Annotated in this window: 15 protein-coding genes and 2 pseudogenes; 14 read left to right on the plus strand and 3 right to left on the minus strand. The window is 55.2% G+C overall.

The annotated features are described in order from the left end of the window. A complete protein-coding gene (locus tag JXQ78_RS17200) occupies positions 1-666 on the plus strand; it encodes a helix-turn-helix domain-containing protein (protein WP_330633072.1) in 666 nt (221 codons plus the stop codon). Positions 667-727: 61 nt separating this feature from the next. After that, a pseudogene (locus tag JXQ78_RS17205) lies at positions 728-1,026 on the plus strand (IS5 family transposase); the annotation flags it as partial. An 11-nt stretch (positions 1,027-1,037) separates the two neighbouring features. Here the strand turns inward: JXQ78_RS17205 and JXQ78_RS17210 are convergent. After that, positions 1,038-2,321, minus strand: a complete 1,284-nt coding sequence (locus JXQ78_RS17210; protein ID WP_330633073.1) for a Cdc6/Cdc18 family protein — start codon at positions 2,319-2,321, stop codon at positions 1,038-1,040. A gap of 522 nt (positions 2,322-2,843) precedes the next feature. Here JXQ78_RS17210 and JXQ78_RS19140 point away from each other — a divergent pair. The 7 genes from JXQ78_RS19140 (at position 2,844) to JXQ78_RS17240 (ending at position 8,296) form a co-directional block, all read left to right on the plus strand. Continuing rightward, on the plus strand, positions 2,844-3,029 hold the full coding sequence (locus JXQ78_RS19140) for a helix-turn-helix domain-containing protein (protein WP_407934089.1): 186 nt from the start codon (positions 2,844-2,846) through the stop codon (positions 3,027-3,029). 260 nt (positions 3,030-3,289) lie between these two features. After that, complete coding sequence (locus tag JXQ78_RS17215) at positions 3,290-3,700, plus strand: DUF302 domain-containing protein (protein WP_330633074.1); 411 nt, start codon at positions 3,290-3,292, stop codon at positions 3,698-3,700. 140 nt (positions 3,701-3,840) lie between these two features. Then, entirely contained in the window at positions 3,841-5,238 is a 1,398-nt protein-coding gene (locus tag JXQ78_RS17220) for a cytochrome ubiquinol oxidase subunit I (RefSeq protein WP_330633075.1), read from the plus strand. Next, positions 5,231-6,226, plus strand: a complete 996-nt coding sequence (locus JXQ78_RS17225; protein WP_330633076.1) for a cytochrome d ubiquinol oxidase subunit II — start codon at positions 5,231-5,233, stop codon at positions 6,224-6,226. The genes JXQ78_RS17220 and JXQ78_RS17225 overlap by 8 nt, the downstream gene beginning before the upstream one ends. A gap of 110 nt (positions 6,227-6,336) precedes the next feature. Then, positions 6,337-6,612, plus strand: coding sequence for a winged helix-turn-helix domain-containing protein (locus JXQ78_RS17230; protein ID WP_330633077.1), 276 nt, complete (start codon positions 6,337-6,339; stop codon positions 6,610-6,612). A 305-nt stretch (positions 6,613-6,917) separates the two neighbouring features. Further along, a complete protein-coding gene (locus tag JXQ78_RS17235) occupies positions 6,918-7,538 on the plus strand; it encodes a ParB/RepB/Spo0J family partition protein (protein ID WP_330633078.1) in 621 nt (206 codons plus the stop codon). Positions 7,539-7,630: 92 nt separating this feature from the next. Beyond that, positions 7,631-8,296, plus strand: a complete 666-nt coding sequence (locus tag JXQ78_RS17240) for a nitroreductase family protein (protein ID WP_330633079.1) — start codon at positions 7,631-7,633, stop codon at positions 8,294-8,296. Between the two features lie 597 nt (positions 8,297-8,893). Here JXQ78_RS17240 and JXQ78_RS17245 read toward each other — a convergent pair. Continuing rightward, positions 8,894-10,480: pseudogene (locus tag JXQ78_RS17245) on the minus strand (sodium/proline symporter); the annotation flags it as partial. After that, complete coding sequence (locus JXQ78_RS17250) at positions 10,470-10,616, minus strand: hypothetical protein (protein ID WP_330633081.1); 147 nt, start codon at positions 10,614-10,616, stop codon at positions 10,470-10,472. The gene JXQ78_RS17250 and the pseudogene JXQ78_RS17245, both read right to left, overlap by 11 nt. A gap of 222 nt (positions 10,617-10,838) precedes the next feature. On the opposite strand from JXQ78_RS17250, the gene JXQ78_RS17255 reads away from it, so the two are divergent. The 5 genes from JXQ78_RS17255 (at position 10,839) to JXQ78_RS17275 (ending at position 16,620) form a co-directional block, all read left to right on the plus strand. Continuing rightward, a complete protein-coding gene (locus JXQ78_RS17255; protein WP_330633082.1) occupies positions 10,839-11,270 on the plus strand; it encodes a hypothetical protein in 432 nt (143 codons plus the stop codon). A 253-nt stretch (positions 11,271-11,523) separates the two neighbouring features. Next, positions 11,524-13,701 carry an alkaline phosphatase PhoX gene (locus JXQ78_RS17260; protein ID WP_330633083.1) on the plus strand — a complete coding sequence of 726 codons (2,178 nt, stop codon included), beginning with the start codon at positions 11,524-11,526 and terminating at the stop codon, positions 13,699-13,701. 137 nt (positions 13,702-13,838) lie between these two features. After that, on the plus strand, positions 13,839-14,903 hold the full coding sequence (locus tag JXQ78_RS17265; RefSeq protein ID WP_330633084.1) for a metal ABC transporter substrate-binding protein: 1,065 nt from the start codon (positions 13,839-13,841) through the stop codon (positions 14,901-14,903). After that, complete coding sequence (locus JXQ78_RS17270) at positions 14,885-15,628, plus strand: metal ABC transporter ATP-binding protein (RefSeq protein ID WP_407934063.1); 744 nt, start codon at positions 14,885-14,887, stop codon at positions 15,626-15,628. Before JXQ78_RS17265 ends, JXQ78_RS17270 begins: the two co-directional genes overlap by 19 nt. Then, complete coding sequence (locus JXQ78_RS17275) at positions 15,625-16,620, plus strand: metal ABC transporter permease (RefSeq protein WP_330633086.1); 996 nt, start codon at positions 15,625-15,627, stop codon at positions 16,618-16,620. The genes JXQ78_RS17270 and JXQ78_RS17275 overlap by 4 nt, the downstream gene beginning before the upstream one ends. The last annotated feature ends 44 nt before the right edge of the window (positions 16,621-16,664 follow it).

The following is a 16,664-nucleotide window of genomic DNA, read 5'->3' on the forward strand; positions in this document are numbered from 1 at the left end:
ATGCGTACGCTCGATTGTACGATCAGGTTGGGACCGGCATACCAGCTTTCGGTTCCTGAGGAACTCTCGGTTGGTCCGGTCAAAGAGGAGATGCTTGCGTGGTCACTGGGTGAACAGCGACGCAAAATCTGTTTTGTTGCTCGGATAACCGGCGAGCAGTCTACAATCGAGGCCGCAATCGCAGAACTTGATCCACTCATCAGATACGAGATACTAGCTACGACTGCAGACCAGTTCGAAGTGTATGCGGAGATGGAGATGTCCGACACGGATCGGCGGCTCTTTCGGTCGTTTGACCAGGATCGAGTTGTACTCGTGGGACCGCTCACGTACGTCGATACGGCAACCGTAAAGTTCACTGTCGTCGGAACGACTGACGCGTTAGAAGCGATGATTGGTGCGTTTCCATCGGAGATTTCGATCTCGGTCGATCGAATTGGCTCAGGCATCGAGAAAAGATGGACACCAGAGAACGACCTCACTCACCGGCAGCTCGAAGCACTCAGATTGGCGCTCGACTGTGGCTACTACGACAATCCTCGATCTGCGTCGCTTTCGACCGTCGCCGATGCGCTCGGCTGTACGACGGCCACGGCGTCCACACACCTCCGGAAGGCAGAACGAACGGTGATACTCGCGGCGATCGGTTCGTCGCGACGTTGCTGACACCCTGTGAGTGAATAAAATGAGGACAGAGGAGTTAACGACACTGAAGGGATCCATTAAAGCGGACGAGTTGCAGACTCTCGCTGCCGACAGAGGCTATGATAGCTAGCCGTTACGTGACACTCTCCGAGAGATGGGTATAGGTCCTTTTGTGAAACATTGCGTCCTCACACCGTACGATCATACTCACAGCGAACGAATCGACAACGATCTCTACAACCAGCGCTCAATGTCAGAGATGGTGAACTCCTCGGTCGTACGCTCGTATGTCTCTGCCGTCCGAGCGAATGGTACAGTGCGTTCCGCGAAATCGTCCTGATGTGTCTCGTCTACAATATCAAGCGTGCTGTGAAACAGTGAAATCCAAGGTCTTATTCTACAACACCACGGAGTTCGATCGACTCCCATTCTCGACCGTGCTCCTGAATGGCTTCTTGTACCTTCTGGATGTCAATTTCGTCACTGAACTCATGTTCATTCCACTGTCCGCCACGAGCTCCCTTATTGCGGTCGATGGTTCGCACGAAACCGAACATAACCAGCTTTGAGAGGTGATTGAACATGCCACGCTGGGTGAGTGGCTCTTTTCCACTCGTCGTGTTGTAGGCACGAACTACACGTGAGTACGCAGCGTGGATCGTTCGAGTTCGGGCCGGCGTAAGACCCGCTTCATCAAGATGGGCGATTGCCGCCAAGATGAAAAGCTTCTCCTGGTCCTGGTCGACGATTGATTCCACAATGTTCCCGTATTCAAGATCCTTATCAGCCTGTCGGATGTGAGGTGGTTTGATCTGTTCGGACCCATCCTCCTCAGCAACCTCCGCAGAGCGACGAAGCAGACGAATTGCACGTCGAGCACTCCCCGAGGCTTCCTTATAGGCGAGTGCCGAACACAGGGAGATCGTCTCTTGCGTGTATGCGCCCTCGAAGAGGGCCCGTTCAGCTCGATCACGAAGAATAGTCGCGAGCTCGTCTGCATCATAGGCTGGAAATTTGATCTCGGTCTCACAGAGGCTGTCTTTCACTTTCGGCGAGAGGTTCTTGCGAAACGTGTAGTCGTTGCTGATCCCGATAACGCCGACTCTGACGGTTTCGAGGTACCCAATATCCCGTGAGCGAGGCAATTCGTAAAGGAGGGTGTCATCGGATCCGAGTTTGTCGATTTCGTCGAGGATGATCAGTACCGTTCCGGTAAGAGTGTCCAACTCCTCGTAGAGAAGGTCATACACGTCCTGGGGAGCGTAACCTGTCGCATTGATCCGGTTTCCCGGTTCTCGGAGCCGATTGACGATTCCAACAGCGACCTGGTATGAAGAGGTTGTATGGTCGCTCGTCGTGAAATTCTCGCAGTTGATCCAAAGGGCAGTGAGGGAAATCTGTTCGCTGGGCGGTAGCTGTTCGTTCTTCTGTTCGATATCGCGTTCGAGAGTCCGTCGGAGGTACTTCGTTACGGCGGTCTTTCCCACACCTGTGTCGCCGTAAAGGAAGGCATTCTGTGGTGGACGTCCTTTATAGATCGGCTTGAGTACACTCGTATACCGAGTGAGCACCTCATCTCGGCAGAGAATTCGATCGGGCGTGTAGTCCTCTTCGAGGACTGCGGCGTCCCGTATCAGGTCGACCTCGTCGGCGAAGATCGAATCGGGATCTTCCATTTTGTGAACCTTGACGTATCGGTTCACCTTATATTTTCCTGAGTTTCTTGAGTTTCCTGAGCCATGCATCTCTCACACAGCAGTTTTCCTGAGTTATCGACTCGAAACGGGGGTAGATCGGATTGTACGTACTCGAACACAGCGATTTTCCTGAGTCAATCACTAGGCTGAAGAATGGTCTCTTCTGGTCGAGGACGAGTCGTCTAATATAGTATTATATCTATTGGTATAGGAAATACTAACTAACACTAGCAAAATCCGAAAGTCGAAGACTACACCCAGTTGAACAGCGGCTTTCCTGAGTTATTTATAGTATTATCAACATTATTTTATATAGTTACCGTGGAGAGCCTACTACTAGTGAGTGATCAGCCACCGCCGAACAGAGAATAACTCGGGAAAATTGCTGTGTGAGTGTGCCCTCGTGTGAACTATCGTCTAAGAAAAGATGCTTACGAAGTCACTGGATGAACAGCACCACAAAATGGCTTTGCTGCACGGATAACCGGTGAACAGCCTTCGATCGAGGCCGTACTTGAAGCACTCAAAGCGGCCATCGAGGGTGGCTATTTTGACGATTCTCGATCTGCGTCGCTTTCGACCGTCGCCGATGCGCTCGGCTGTACGACGGCTACGGCGTACACACACCTCCGGAAGGCAGAACGAACGGTGATACTCGCGGCAATCGGTTCGTCGCGACGTTGCTGACGTACAGTGAATGAATAAAAGAGGACAGGGGGTGTGGGGTATGCCGGGTCGCCAGTAGGGCCTTCCCCAGTGATATCAAATATTGCTGTCCATTCCATTTTTATGGCCGTACTACCGCTTCTACGAATAGTGTTAGGAGTGCCTGTACTATCTCAACTACCGAAATAATGGCCCCCTTGTTCGGTTCACATCGACTGTGCCAAACTGATTAGACTGCCGTGATACCGATTTTTAAGTCGGCCGTGGAGCAATCGACTGCCATGTCGTACTACAACCGCCAGCGAATCGACGACGATTTTGAAACAGTCGTTTCAGAAACGATCGAAGCACTCGAAGACGAAGGATTCGGTGTTCTCACCGATATCGATGTCAGCGCAAAGTTTAGTGAGAAGCTCGGGCTTTCGGAATACCCCAACTACCGAATTCTCGGCGCGTGCAATCCCGAACTGGCACACCAGGGACTCGAGGCAGAACGCAATCTCGGAGTCTTGCTTCCATGTAATGTCGTAGTGTACGAAACTGATGGCGACGTGATGCTTTCGTTTGTCGATCCGTCGACACTCCTATCGATCGTTGATTCGGACAATCTCGATCCACTCATCCGTGACGTCACAGAGCGTTTCGATCGGGTTCTCGAGACCGTTCAGTCCACTGCTGGTGATCGCTCATAATCCTCCTACCAATTCTCTGAACGCCGCCCTGACGTCGCGTTCACATTTTTATTCGAACGGTAGGACAACTGTATTTACTATTGGCTGTGAACTGCGTAGACAGCTCAACGGCGTTGGCCGGTGAGAGTTCGTCGCTACACATGCTAGATCCAGTCATTGCCAGTCGGTTACAGTTTGCCGTAACGACGATCGTTCACATCGTCTTTCCGGTGATCTCCATGGGTCTAGGGCCGTTTTTGATCTATTTCACCTGGAAATCGATTCGGAGTCAGTCGCCGGTGTACGAACAACTCCGACGGCTGTGGACGCGCGTGTTCGCGATCACCTTTGTGGTTGGAACGGTGACCGGGATCGTCCTTGAATTCGAGTTTGGAACGAATTTCGCGGCGTTTTCTTCGTTTGCCGGCGAACTGTTCGCTGGACCGCTGGCGTTTGAGGGGCTGATTGCGTTCATGCTCGAAGCCTCATTTCTCGGAATCTTCGTGTTCGGCCGTGACAGGGTGGGTGATCGGGCGTATTTTCTGAGTTCGGTCGCAGTTGGACTTGGATCCTGGCTCTCTGCGGTCTGGATTCTCATCGCCAATTCCTGGATGCAAACCCCCCGTGGGTATGAAGTCGTCCAGACGGGTGGACAGGAAGTTATCAGACTTGTGGATCCGCTGGCGGCGTATCTGAATCCGCGGTTCGTCTGGATGTTCGTCCACATGCAGACCGGTGTGGTAGAGTCGGTCGCGTTGTTGCTCGCGGGGATTGCAGCGTATCAGCTCTCGAAGCGCGCGCGTGATGACTCAGGTGTTTTGCTCTGGCGTGCAACGCTGAAGGTCGCCCTTGTGGTGTTGCTCATCACCGCCCCCTTGCAGGTGATACAGGGAGATCTGTACGCACGACACGTCTATCACACCCAGCCCGAGAAGTTCGCCGCCATGGAGGCGATCTGGGAGACTGGACGATACGTCCCCGAATACATCGTGGCCTTTCCGACGAGCATTGAGGGATTGCACACGCCGGACGCTAAACGGCTGTTCGGCCTGGGCATTCCTGGCGGTGCGTCGTGGCTGGCCAGCGGCGGCGATCCGCAGGCGGTTATTCGTGGCCTCAATTCGTTTCCAACACCCCACCCACCGGTCGCGATCGTGTTCTGGGCGTTTCGGATCATGGTAGCGCTGGGTTTCTGGTTCGTCCTGCTCGCATTCTGGGGTGGAGTGCGACTCTGGCGAGGTGGCCTCTATCGGGACCGGCTACTGCTCGGTGCCCTCCAGGTGAGTGCACCGCTTGGTATCCTTGCGGTTGAACTCGGCTGGATCGTTACGGAGGTCGGCCGACAGCCGTGGGTAGTCCAGGGGCTGATGAAGACCCGTTCTGGGGTCTCACCAGGGCTCAGTTCGACAGAGGCGACGCTCACGGGATTTGTCCTTGGTTATCTGGCACTGCTCATCGTCTACACCGTCGTCATTCGACGAATCCTCGATACAGCCCCACCGAAGAGAGGCCCGGAGACGGACATTACTGGACAAATGGAGGAGAGCAACGATGAGTAATGGATGGCTGGGAACCGAACCCTGGTTTGGTCTCCCGCTTGCTGATCTCTGGTTCATCCTGGTGTTTGTTCTGCTCGGGACATTTCTGTTACTTGATGGCTTTGATTTCGGCGTCGGCATGCTGTACGGCCTCCGTCGTGATGGGGCGGTTCGTGAACAGTTGCTCACAGCGGTGTCGCCGTTCTGGGATGCCAATGAGGTGTGGCTCGTCGTGTTCGGTGGTGCATTGTTCGCAGGCTTTCCGAGTGTGTATACGAATCTGTTCAGTCGGTATTATCTACTCATGTTTGGAGTGCTTTTGGCACTGATACTGCGGGGGCTCTCGACCGAACTCATTGAGGCACGATCTGGCACCCGATGGACTCGACTCTGGCAGGGTGCGTTCGTCGTCGGTTCGATTGCGAGCCCGCTATTGCTTGGCGTCTTCGCTGCAAACTGGCTGATCGGTGCACAACAACTTCAGTGGCTCCCAGGCCTCGTCGTCGGACTCACACTCTGTTTGCTCTGTCTGGTCGATGGTGTTGCGTATCTTGGATTCAAAGCACCGACGTTGCGACCGTCACTGGCCCGGTATGGAAGCCGTGCAATCGTCGGATACCTCGCTGGCGTCGTAATCACGCTGGGCTATCTCTATGTCGCCGTCACGCCGCTTTCTTCGGTCGTATTTTCGCCGATCGTCATCGGTCTGGTGGTTCTTTCGATTGCGTTCGCTGGCGTCTACGTCGTTGCACTCGGCCGCGAACAGTACCGAACAGCCTTTCTGTCGGTTGCTGGTCTCGTGTACGGTTTTGTCGGGGTCGTCGTCACCGTGATGCATCCCATGATCGACCGGGCGGTGGGTCTCACCGTCTCCGAGGCCGTCGTTTCTCCGCTTGCGCTGAATCTGTTAACGCTGGTAGCTGTGGTGACACTTCCATTCATCACCGTCTACTTCGTCGTGTTGTATTCCGTCTTTCGCGGTCCGGCCTCCTGTGGTGAGAGCTACTGACTGTCCTTTGGTGAACCCTCAACAGATTCTGTACCGATGGTTTGTCCAGTTCAGCGTGGTATATGGCCCGTGTACTCAAGTGCGTAGTAGCCGAACGAATACGATGTGTTATGACGGAACAATGGGACGAGGTAAGCTTTGTTCTCGCATCGACGTATCGGGTGGACGTCTTGCGAAGACTCGCAGACGGCTCTACGACACCCTCTCAGTTGGCATCCGAATCGGATCTGTCGATCTCACACGTTTCACGCGCCTTACGGGAACTCCGCGACGAATCGCTCGTCGAACTACTCGTCCCCGAGGATCGAAAGAAAGGCCGTATCTACGGTATTACTGACAACGGCGAAACAGTCTGGGAACTGATCGACGAACAGGATCTGGCCTGATCTATCTTCAATAGTTGTTGGATTATCCCGTTCAGCAATTTTTGGCAACGATTTCATATGAATTATTTTTCGTATAAATAAAATCTATAAATAATAGCAAATATATCTGGTTATAAGTGGTTATGCATCACATATTCACGTTATCGTTGATAATTCTTGCCAGCTGTCAGTGGTTTACCCATACATACAAGAGGGTTGGCCTGAGAATGAATTCTAACGGTGAACGTTAGATGGGCAATCCATTTATTGATGATTTGAATGACACATTCCGAGGGGTACGTGTCCGAGTTACGACGGACCACCACATGTACGAGGGATGGGGTGGTCGGTGGAACTACAGCGACCAGGCGTTTCTGGTGTACGATGCAGAACGCGACGATGGCGAGCGCTTTGGGGCCGTAACGGTATCAACGCCGGAGTCAGTCGAACGGCTTGATGAGCGACTCTCGATCGAAGAAGTGCCACTCTCAACGGTTGCTCCGTCTCCGTACAGCGTCCGAGCGACTGACGACGTTGATCATGCCGAGTTCGTAAAGCTCACGCGCGAGCGTGGCCATCTGTTGACCTATCCAACGGTTCGTCCGGTGTCGGCTTCAGATTACGACTATGAGATCGTTGGGGGCCACCGTCGATACCACGCGGCGCGCAAGGCCGACCTGTCGACGATAGCCGTTGAGATCGTCGAACTCTCCGACTGGGAGGCTGTAGTCTGGTTCGTTGATGAACACATCCCCGTTCAGGGGGGATCCGAATCGGATATGTACACTCAGTGTGAGATCAATCGAGCGATCGATCGGCTGCGCACTGAGTGGCCAGACGAACGACTCCGATCGCTTTCTGTCCTTGAACCGTATCTCTCGGACGCGCTTTCCCGGACACGACGCGAAGCACTCCGTTCTGGCCATGCGACAAACGGCTGTCCATAACCCTCGTCGATCCGGTGTGTGCTGTGGTCACAGCCCATCTACAGGATTCCAATAGCGAACGGATATATTCGTCCATTTTCTAGTGTGGCTACATGCAATCGAACGCAGAGAGCGACGCGACTACCGATGATTTCAGCAGCGAAGCAGTGATCGAGGCCATCCACACCCGCCGTTCTGGCCACAACTTTGATCCAGAATCAAACGTCGATGATGAAACTCTTGAGGCTATCATCGAGGACGCCACACTTGCGCCATCGGCGTACAATCTCCAACCGTGGGAGTTTCTTTGTGTCCAGGACGAGGAGTTGCTCGATTCTGTCGTCGAACTCGCCTACGGACAGGAACACATCCGGGATGCTGGAACGGCCATCTTCGTGCTCGGTCACACGGAGGCATTGACCGCCGATACCGTCTTCGAACAGTGGGTTGAGGCAGGTCATATGGACGAGGAGACTGCAGCCGAGACGAAGGCACAATCTGTCGGGATGTACGATGACGAACAGATGGGCCGCGATTATGCGATTCGAAACGCATCGTTGGCTGCCCAGAATCTCCTTCTTTCTGCACACGCTCGTGGGCTCTCTGCCACACCGATGATCGGATTCGATCCCGAGGGCATCTGTGAGCTCCTCTCGGTTCCAGATTCGATGGTGCCAGTGATGCTCATTGCGCTGGGTCCAAGTGGCGGTGACGAGCCCGACCGACTCCCACGACGTGACGTTGCCACCGTACTTCACCGCGACGGGTTCGAGGAGTAAGGAGCTACATCTAGTCGTTCACAGGCTCCGCTGGGTTCCACGAACCGAGTCGATTGCGATCAGTTCGCCGTTTCGTTCGACGAGCCAGTAGAGCTTGTAGCCACCAGTCTGGCGCTTGATCTCGATTTCGGGCGTATCCAACAGCACCGTCTTTCTCATTGCCCACCGGAATGTGGCGTCTTTCGCGATTTCTGTGGCACGATTGTCAGTGATCGATGGACGCATCACTACTACCTCGTCGACCGATTCCGTGGTAAATTCGGGGACGCTGTCCGCACGGAGTGGGATCGAGCGGACAGTATCGACGGCGACGATGCGCTCGTTCTGCGCACTCGAGCCCACAGGCCGTTCGATGGTCGTCGTCACGTCAAAACACTGGTGAGGATAGGCGACCGCGATAACGGGCTCGTCGGGCGAATCTTTCACCGCTGTCCGGGATATCGACGGTTCGACGATCCCGAGCGAACGCGAGGTCGTCTCGATTTGCTCGAGCACTGAACGCTGTACATTGCTGTCGAGTCGCGTGAGCACTGATTGTTGGATGCGATCGGTGGTGGTGGCAATCGTCGAGTGGGCCTGCCCCGATTGGGCCACGATACCACCGTCTGGGGCAAACTCCTCGGCCCGGTCGTCTTCGAGCACCGCAGAGAGTGGTTTATCGAACAACTCGAACGAACGATCGACTCCCTCAGGAGGGTCGGTGAGCAACGAAACCAGGATCAATACACAAACCGAGAGCACGAACGCCGGGAACAGGCCATACACCGTCACAAGCCCGTACCAGAAGCCAGCGGATTCGGATGGCATTGCGTTGAACCAGCCAAGAAGGGTAGGAAGCTGTGTCCAGACGACCATCGTCACCGCACCGGTGATCATGCTGGCGACGGCTCCCTCGGCAGTGGTTCGTTTCCACCAGAGGGCTGCGATCACCGTCGGCCCGATCGCAGCTCCGAGTCCGCCCCAGGCGTAATCGAGCACGAGCGTGTAGATCGATGTGTTCCTGGCAAAGTAGGCAAAGGCGATCGAGGCGATACCAATCCCGAGTGTGGCCAGGCGGGCGTATCGAACGAGCTGTGCTTCAGTCGCATCCTCATTTACGAACCCGTGATAGACATCCTCAATGGCTGCACTCGTCGCGACAAGCAACTGTGAATCCGCACTCGACATCATCGCCGCCAGTGCCGCTGCGAGGATGATTCCGGCGATGACGCTGGGGAACAGCTCCAGTGTCAGCATTGGCATCACAGCATCCCCGTTTTCGATCGCGCCGCCACCGAACTGAACGATCGCGTAGAGCCCCACGAGCGCGGCCCCAATGTAGGCGACGAACATGAACAGCTGGGCGACCAGTGCGGCGGTTCGAACGTTTTTCACCCTGTCGATTCCCATAAACCGGACCATAATATGTGGGTTTCCGGGGACGCCGAGTCCGATCGCCGCATAGCCGATAATTCCGAACACGGCCGCCCATCCGGTTGTGCCCCCGGTGATGCTCACCGTCGCATCGCCGGCGGTTGCGAGTTCATCGAACGGCAGCCCGAACTGCTGGAAGGCAATGATCGGGAGCGCGATGAACGCTAGTAGAATAATTGCTCCCTGGACGTAATCGGACCAGGCGACCGCGAAATATCCGCCGAGGAAGGTGTATCCAAGCACGATGGTACCGCCGATCAGTATGCCGATCCAGGGTGCCATTCCAGTGAGAATCTCTAGAAGTTCGCCCGCTGCCACGATCTGTGCGCCGACGTATCCCCCCTCGAAAATAAGCAATACGAGCGCGCTCGTTGCCTTGACACGCCCGGTGTCATCACCCAGACGATGTTCGAAAAACGTTGGCAGCGTCACTGCCCTGACAATCTCCGAGTATTTTCGGAGCCGTTTTGCAATGCCGGCCCACGAGAACAGATCCGCAGGTATCATTCCCAGCCCGTTCAAAAATGCCATAATCCCCGAACTGTACGCATCGGAGGGCACACCGAGTGTCAACCAGCCACTCATCTCGGAGGCTCGCTCTGAAAATCCCGTGACGACGGGCCCGATCTGCCGACCACCAACAACGTAGTCGCCAACAGTGTCCATAAACCGTGTGGCGTACAACCCAACGCCCAGCAACACCAGCAGATACGCTCCGAACGTTATCAGCACCCAGTTGCTCGCACCGCCGGCGATCGCACTACTCGCCATTTATTTCCTCCGAGTACGAGGAGCGAAGCGTTCGTTCGCGTCGTCCCTCAAGCACGTAGTAGCCGAGCAACAACACGAAGTAGACGGCGTACGGACCGACCAGGCCGATCCAATCCAGTGTTGACAGTGCGGACATATCCAGTAGAGAGTATTAATTGAACGAAATAAATCTATGGGTGGGTCGCTATCGGTGTCTGCTCTGTCTGTGAACGGAGTAATATTGGAAGATTACTGCATAAATTAAAATTTAATCGGGAAACAGAACCCATATGATGTCACAGTATATGAACGTCTATATAATTCACATAGTAGCAGTTTTTCGGAACGCGCCCAACGAAAGGGTGAGACGAATATTTCAATGCAATCAGAAAATACTCCTGCTTCGGGCGATCGTTCGGCTGCTCATCGATCGTACCCACTTGGTGTTTCGATCGTCGTCGATTCAGAGGCTCCGGCTGCCGACCGGTATCAGTTCGTGGCACCGGAACACGTTGGGAGGTCCTGGCCAACGGCAATGCCGGCCGAACTGTACGCGGACGTGTATTTCGATACGAACGGGTTCGTTGAGGCAGAAACTGGGAGCAGAGGCGTTCCGCCAGAGGTTATCCAGGCCGGTCGAGATACCCTCGCGGCGTATTTTTTGACGCATGAAGCTCTCGATAGAAACTGGGTGGCGTCGTATTTCGGAAAATCCCCCGAGGCAATTGATCGATATATTGAAGCCGTCCAGCAACGAGCCACGGAGATCCGCACACGGATCGAAACACACGGGGCTTCCCAAACGGAGTAGTTCCAACGCCAGTCCGCTCAGAAGTGATCTCACCGAAGAGCTCTCTTTTATCCTCTCGCGATGGCCTACGACACGCAACGGACGTTCACTCAAGCATCAGATCGGGACCGCCGACCGTCACGACTTGGCCACTAGCCTCTCCCCCGACCACTATGGAGCGCTACGTTGAGAATATAGTGGACAATAACCAATGCAATACTATCAATATCCTATTAGAAAGAATTAATCTAACAACAAATTGAGTAACGGTTGCATGGTGGAATTCACGAGGCGCGAGTTGCTTGCAACGTCAGCGGCAGCTGCAGTCGGTGCGAGCGTTTCCGGTGTGTCGTCGGCATCAACTGACGACGATGCACCACTCGTACGTGGCGAACTCAAGCGCTTTTCTTCGACGGCACTTGGTGCGGAGGTCACCGGCCCGTTCGTGTTCGATGATGGCACGTTGTTGTACAGCTTGCAGCATCCGAGCACGGAGAACCAAGCGCCGTTCGACCGCGGCGGTGTGGGATATTTCAGTGGGTTTCAGTTTTCGATGACGGGAACCAACGACGATTTTGAGGAGCTATCACCGCCTTCGACGAGCACCGAACGAGAGCGGGTTCGATCCGCTCGAGGGTCCTACGAGCTACTCGGCGTTGGTGGGGAGTCGATTAACGACGGAGCCGAGCGGCTTGGCGTCACACAAACCCCTGATGGAACAGATATCACCCGGTCGAACTTCACGGGGACCCAGTATGGCACCCCGGGATCAAATCCGGACTGCAATCAGTTCGTTCCCACCGCGTCTGACGGATCGGCGGGCTATCTATTCACGAACTGGGAGAACAGTCCGGGTAACATCTCTCGGATCCCAATTGAGCGGACTGCAGCCGGCGAGCTTGAAGCACGGCTCGATGACGCGATCAATCTCGCGAACACGGAACCGTTCCGTGCGATTGGAGGCACGCGAATCAACTGTTACGGCGATCTGACGCCCTGGGAGACGATGATCTCCGCAGAGGAGAACTACGCCCACACGCGGGTTTCACTCACGAGCACGGTCGGTGACATCGTTGCCGACGGCACTGGTGTCGGCCACATTGGGGGTGCTCAGTTCTGGAACCGACCGAATCCGACGGAAATCCAGTCGGCCATCGATTCGTACTACGGCGAAAACGCCTGGACTGTACAGGGATGGTGGGCACTGGATGGCGTGGAGTTTCTGGCCTACTATCTCGGTGCTGACGTTCCTGATGACTCCAGCCAGCCGATCGACGATCAGTTCCCGAACCCCTATCGGTACGGCTATTTCGTTGATATTCGCGAGCCCGCAGCCGATGTTCCAAGGCCCGTAAAATACTATGTGATGGGCCGGGCTGCCTGGGAGGCACCGGATATACAAACCGACGGTCGAACGGTGTACGGCTGTTCGGACGGCGACAGCAAGGGAATCTACAAGTTCGTCGCGGATCGACCGATTCAGAGCTACGACGACCCGATGGAGATCGCTGGCACGCTGTATGCACCAAAAATCACCAACGAAGACGCCGCAAATGGCGGGTCGCCGGCGTCCGTGGGGCTCTCAATCGAGTGGCTCGAACTCGGCCACGCGAGCAATCGTGAGGTTGCATCCTGGATCGAGGCATTCGATGAGGTCACACAGGCTGCGTATCTGCGTGCACACACGGAGGATTACTCGACCGGCGATCCGATCACGGACGAACTCCTTGAGGAAGCCGATCGAACGGTGATCGAACAGGGCAATCAGAACTATATCACCAACGAGGAGATCGTCGAATGGGCCCGACAGCACGAACAGGGCACCGTTGATCCCGAGCTTCGTAAAGTTCCGTTCCTGGAGACACGTGCGGCCGCCAAAGAGATCGGCGCTACCATTGAGTTCAACAAGGCAGAGGGTGTTGACAGCCACGCATCCGCTGGCCCTGGTGATCCGATCTACTTTGCGATCTCAGAACTCAACGACGATATGGCCAGTGGTGGTGATCTAGCAATGGAACGCGTCGACGGCGGTGTCGTTTACCGTGGCATACTGGATCATCGGTACAACGTTTCCACGCTCGAACCCGTGATCGTCGGCCCGAACGCCAGCGATCCAGCGGCCATCGCGGACGATGCGCTGATCAATGTGGATAACATCGCCGTGATGGATGATGGCCGGGTTCTTTGCTGTGAAGACGCAGATCAACTGGGCCGGTCGTACAGTAACGACTGTCTCTACGTGTTCGAACCGGATGAGGACGGGGGTCACCATGGGCCGCCTTGGAGCGGTGACCATCCTGAACACCCGCCCTGGGATGATGATCACCCTGGAAGACCACCCTGGGATGACCATCCAGGTAACAGTCCCTGGAATGACGATTCCACTGATGAGTCCGATTGGGATTTCATGCCGCCGGGACATCACTACAGCGACGACCGCCACGATCGATAATCTGATTTTTATTCTGTTTTTGATGGATGGTTTTTGCACTCCGTTCGAAGTACGAATCCCAGCGTCAGACGAATTAGACCACTCTAAAAATAGGATTAGATAATAACAATTATATGTATTGATGCCAGCGATGGTATATGGACGATGTATCACAAATTAACCGGTCGAGTGTCACCCTGACACGTCGGAAGGCACTAGCAGCTGGCTGTGTGTCTGTAACGGCCGGGCTGACTGGGTGTCTCTCCGGGACGTTTGGAGGGACCTCGACGGACGATTCGGGACTGGTCGCGGTCGCGTCGTTTTTTAGCTTCTACGATTTCGCGCGAAAGATTGTCAGAGAAACGCCAATTTCGGTCCGGAATCTGATTCCGACTGGTCTTCACGGTCACGGCTGGGAGCCAAATGCGAAGATCACACAGGACATTATCGAGGCGGATGCGTTCATTCACGTTGGTAAGGATTTTCAACCCTGGGCAGATCGGGCGATACAGACGGTCAAAGACGACGGCGTCGATACTCAGCTGATCAACGTCAGGGATGGGATCGAACTGGTCGATCTCGCTGCAAGCCTCGACCGGGATGAAGAGGGTGTGGGGAACAACCGAGCGAAAGATCCACACTTCTGGCTCGATCCGCTGCGGGCGAAACAGGCCGTCGATAACATCACGCAGGGACTAACCGAGCTAGCACCGGCACACGAACAAACGATTACGGAAAACGCAACACAATATAAATCTGGTATTTTAGACCGAATTCATGCGGACTATCAGACTGTCTTCGATGATCCACCCAGGCGAGTGACACAGCTTGCTGCCCACAACGCATTCCAGTATCTCGGCGTTCGATACGATATCGAAATGCGCCCGCTCGTCGTCAATCTGGCTGCAAGTGGCGACGTTAAACCCTCGGACATCACTGAAGCCAAACGCGTAATCGAGACAAACGATATCAGATACATCGCAGCAGCCGTGTTCGAAACCCGAAAACCGGCCGAACAGCTGCTTGCAGAAACTCCTGTCGAGGCCTATTTTCCAGTGACACCCTACGCTGGCGTTCGAAAGGAGTGGGTCGAACAGGGCTGGGGATACGAGGAGATCGCTTATAATATCAATATACCGACGTTTAATGTCGTTCTTGGGAACAAAACCCCTCCGGCGGCGGGACCGGACGGCTGGGCTGATCAATGGAGGAACTACGAATGACAGAGACGCCAGTCGTCGACCTTGACGGTGTGACATTTGGTTACACACAGACGCCTGTGATCGAAGACATCTCGATTACCGTCGATGCCGGTGAGTACGCCGCGGTTGTCGGCCCGAACGGTTCTGGTAAATCGACGCTGATGAAGCTCGCACTCGGACTGTTGTCTCCTGATGATGGAAGCGCCAGGCTGTTCGGCGACCCCGCAGCGTCGTTCGATGATGGCCAGCGACTCGGCTACGTCGCACAGCACGCCAGTGCCACAAAAGCAATGCCAATCACAGTGCGCGAAGTGGTGAAGATGGGCCGATTCCCCCATGTCGGCTTTAGCGGCCTATCGACGACCGACTGGGAGATCGTTGATCGCGCCCTCGAACGGGTCGGTATGAGCGCGTTTGCAGATCGTCGGATTACACAGCTTTCGGGGGGACAGAGACAACGAGCCTTTATCGCTCGGGCCCTCGCGGGGGAAGCCGAACTACTTGTACTTGATGAGCCCACCGTCGGTGTGGATGCAGAATCGGTCGCCTCGTTCTACGATCTCCTCGACCTGCTCTCTGCTGAGGGTATTACGATTCTCTTGATCGAACACGATCTGAGTGCAGTCACTGATCACGTCGATCGCGTTATCTGCCTGAATCGAACGGTGTACTTCGATGGACCAGCTGAGACGTTCGTCCAGAGCGACGCGCTCGATCGGGCGTTCGGGGCGGTGAGCGTGAAATGATCCTATCAACCCTTCAGGCTGGAGCGGCTACCGGTCTGCTGTACGGGCTGCTTGATCTCTGGTACTGGGTGATGACCCAGGCGTGGAAAGTGACTGGCCTCGAGATGATCAGTCCCGAGTACACGTTTATGCACCGGGCGGTTCTCGTTGGACTCTGTATCGGCGTGATGGCTCCCGTGATTGGGACGTTCCTGGTTCATCGTCAGCTTGCACTCATTGGCGACGCGCTTGCACACACGGCGTTTGCCGGCGTCGCGGTGGGGCTATTTCTCAACAGCGTGCTCATGATCGGCGTTTCGCCGTATTTGACTGCCGTCGTCGTTGCTGTCATTGCTGCGCTGTGTATCGAACTGATATCCGAAACGACCGATGCGTACAACGATGTCTCGATGGCGATCGTGCTCTCAACGGGCTTTGCGCTCGGCTCAACGCTCATCTCCCTCAATGCTGGTGGGCTTGCGGTTGGCATCAATCAGTATCTGTTTGGGAATCTCTCTACCGTCTCTGCTGACAACGCGGTCATCTTGCTGGTGTTGTTCGCGATCATCGTCGTTACGGTGGCCATAACGCGGAATCAGCTGCTGTATGTGACGTTCGATGAGACGGCCGCGGCGGTTGCCGGATTTTCGGTCACTTGGTACAACCGCATTATGGTGATGTTGACCGCACTCGTCGTTGTGGGTGCGATGCAGATCATGGGCGTGATTCTGGTTGCGGCGATGCTGGTCGTTCCGGTGGCTGGAGCAACACAGCTCTCTCGGAGCTTCAGAGAGTCGATCTTCGTCTCGATTGCACTGGCCGAGCTGGCGGTGTTGCTCGGAATCGGCGTCGCTTACTACGCCGAGGCGACGGCGGGTGGTGTTATCGTGCTGGTTGCCGTCGCGCTGTATGGCTGTTCGGTGGCCGTTGGCAAACTCCTCGACCGGCTTGGACCGGAGTCGTCGCCCACGGTCGCACCGATTCAGGCGGACGACGACACCACAGGCGACTGATTGGGCTTTCTGGTTTGCGGTGTGTCGATGGGGCAACGATTAAT

This window comes from Halocatena halophila, from assembly GCA_027563145.1.
Classification (GTDB): Archaea; Halobacteriota; Halobacteria; order Halobacteriales; family Haloarculaceae; genus Halocatena; species Halocatena halophila.

Excerpts from the sequence above, each read along its gene's own strand:
- JXQ78_RS17200 (WP_330633072.1), top strand. The coding sequence starts at position 1 with ATGCGTACGCTCGATTGTACGATCAGGTTGGGACCGGCATACCAGCTT.
- JXQ78_RS17210 (WP_330633073.1), bottom strand. The coding sequence starts at position 2,321 with ATGGAAGATCCCGATTCGATCTTCGCCGACGAGGTCGACCTGATACGG.
- JXQ78_RS17215 (WP_330633074.1), top strand. The coding sequence starts at position 3,290 with ATGTCGTACTACAACCGCCAGCGAATCGACGACGATTTTGAAACAGTC.
- JXQ78_RS17220 (WP_330633075.1), top strand. The coding sequence starts at position 3,841 with ATGCTAGATCCAGTCATTGCCAGTCGGTTACAGTTTGCCGTAACGACG.
- JXQ78_RS17225 (WP_330633076.1), top strand. The coding sequence starts at position 5,231 with ATGAGTAATGGATGGCTGGGAACCGAACCCTGGTTTGGTCTCCCGCTT.
- JXQ78_RS17230 (WP_330633077.1), top strand. The coding sequence starts at position 6,337 with ATGACGGAACAATGGGACGAGGTAAGCTTTGTTCTCGCATCGACGTAT.
- JXQ78_RS17235 (WP_330633078.1), top strand. The coding sequence starts at position 6,918 with ATGTACGAGGGATGGGGTGGTCGGTGGAACTACAGCGACCAGGCGTTT.
- JXQ78_RS17240 (WP_330633079.1), top strand. The coding sequence starts at position 7,631 with ATGCAATCGAACGCAGAGAGCGACGCGACTACCGATGATTTCAGCAGC.
- JXQ78_RS17250 (WP_330633081.1), bottom strand. The coding sequence starts at position 10,616 with ATGTCCGCACTGTCAACACTGGATTGGATCGGCCTGGTCGGTCCGTAC.
- JXQ78_RS17255 (WP_330633082.1), top strand. The coding sequence starts at position 10,839 with ATGCAATCAGAAAATACTCCTGCTTCGGGCGATCGTTCGGCTGCTCAT.
- JXQ78_RS17260 (WP_330633083.1), top strand. The coding sequence starts at position 11,524 with ATGGTGGAATTCACGAGGCGCGAGTTGCTTGCAACGTCAGCGGCAGCT.
- JXQ78_RS17265 (WP_330633084.1), top strand. The coding sequence starts at position 13,839 with ATGGACGATGTATCACAAATTAACCGGTCGAGTGTCACCCTGACACGT.
- JXQ78_RS17270 (WP_407934063.1), top strand. The coding sequence starts at position 14,885 with ATGGAGGAACTACGAATGACAGAGACGCCAGTCGTCGACCTTGACGGT.
- JXQ78_RS17275 (WP_330633086.1), top strand. The coding sequence starts at position 15,625 with ATGATCCTATCAACCCTTCAGGCTGGAGCGGCTACCGGTCTGCTGTAC.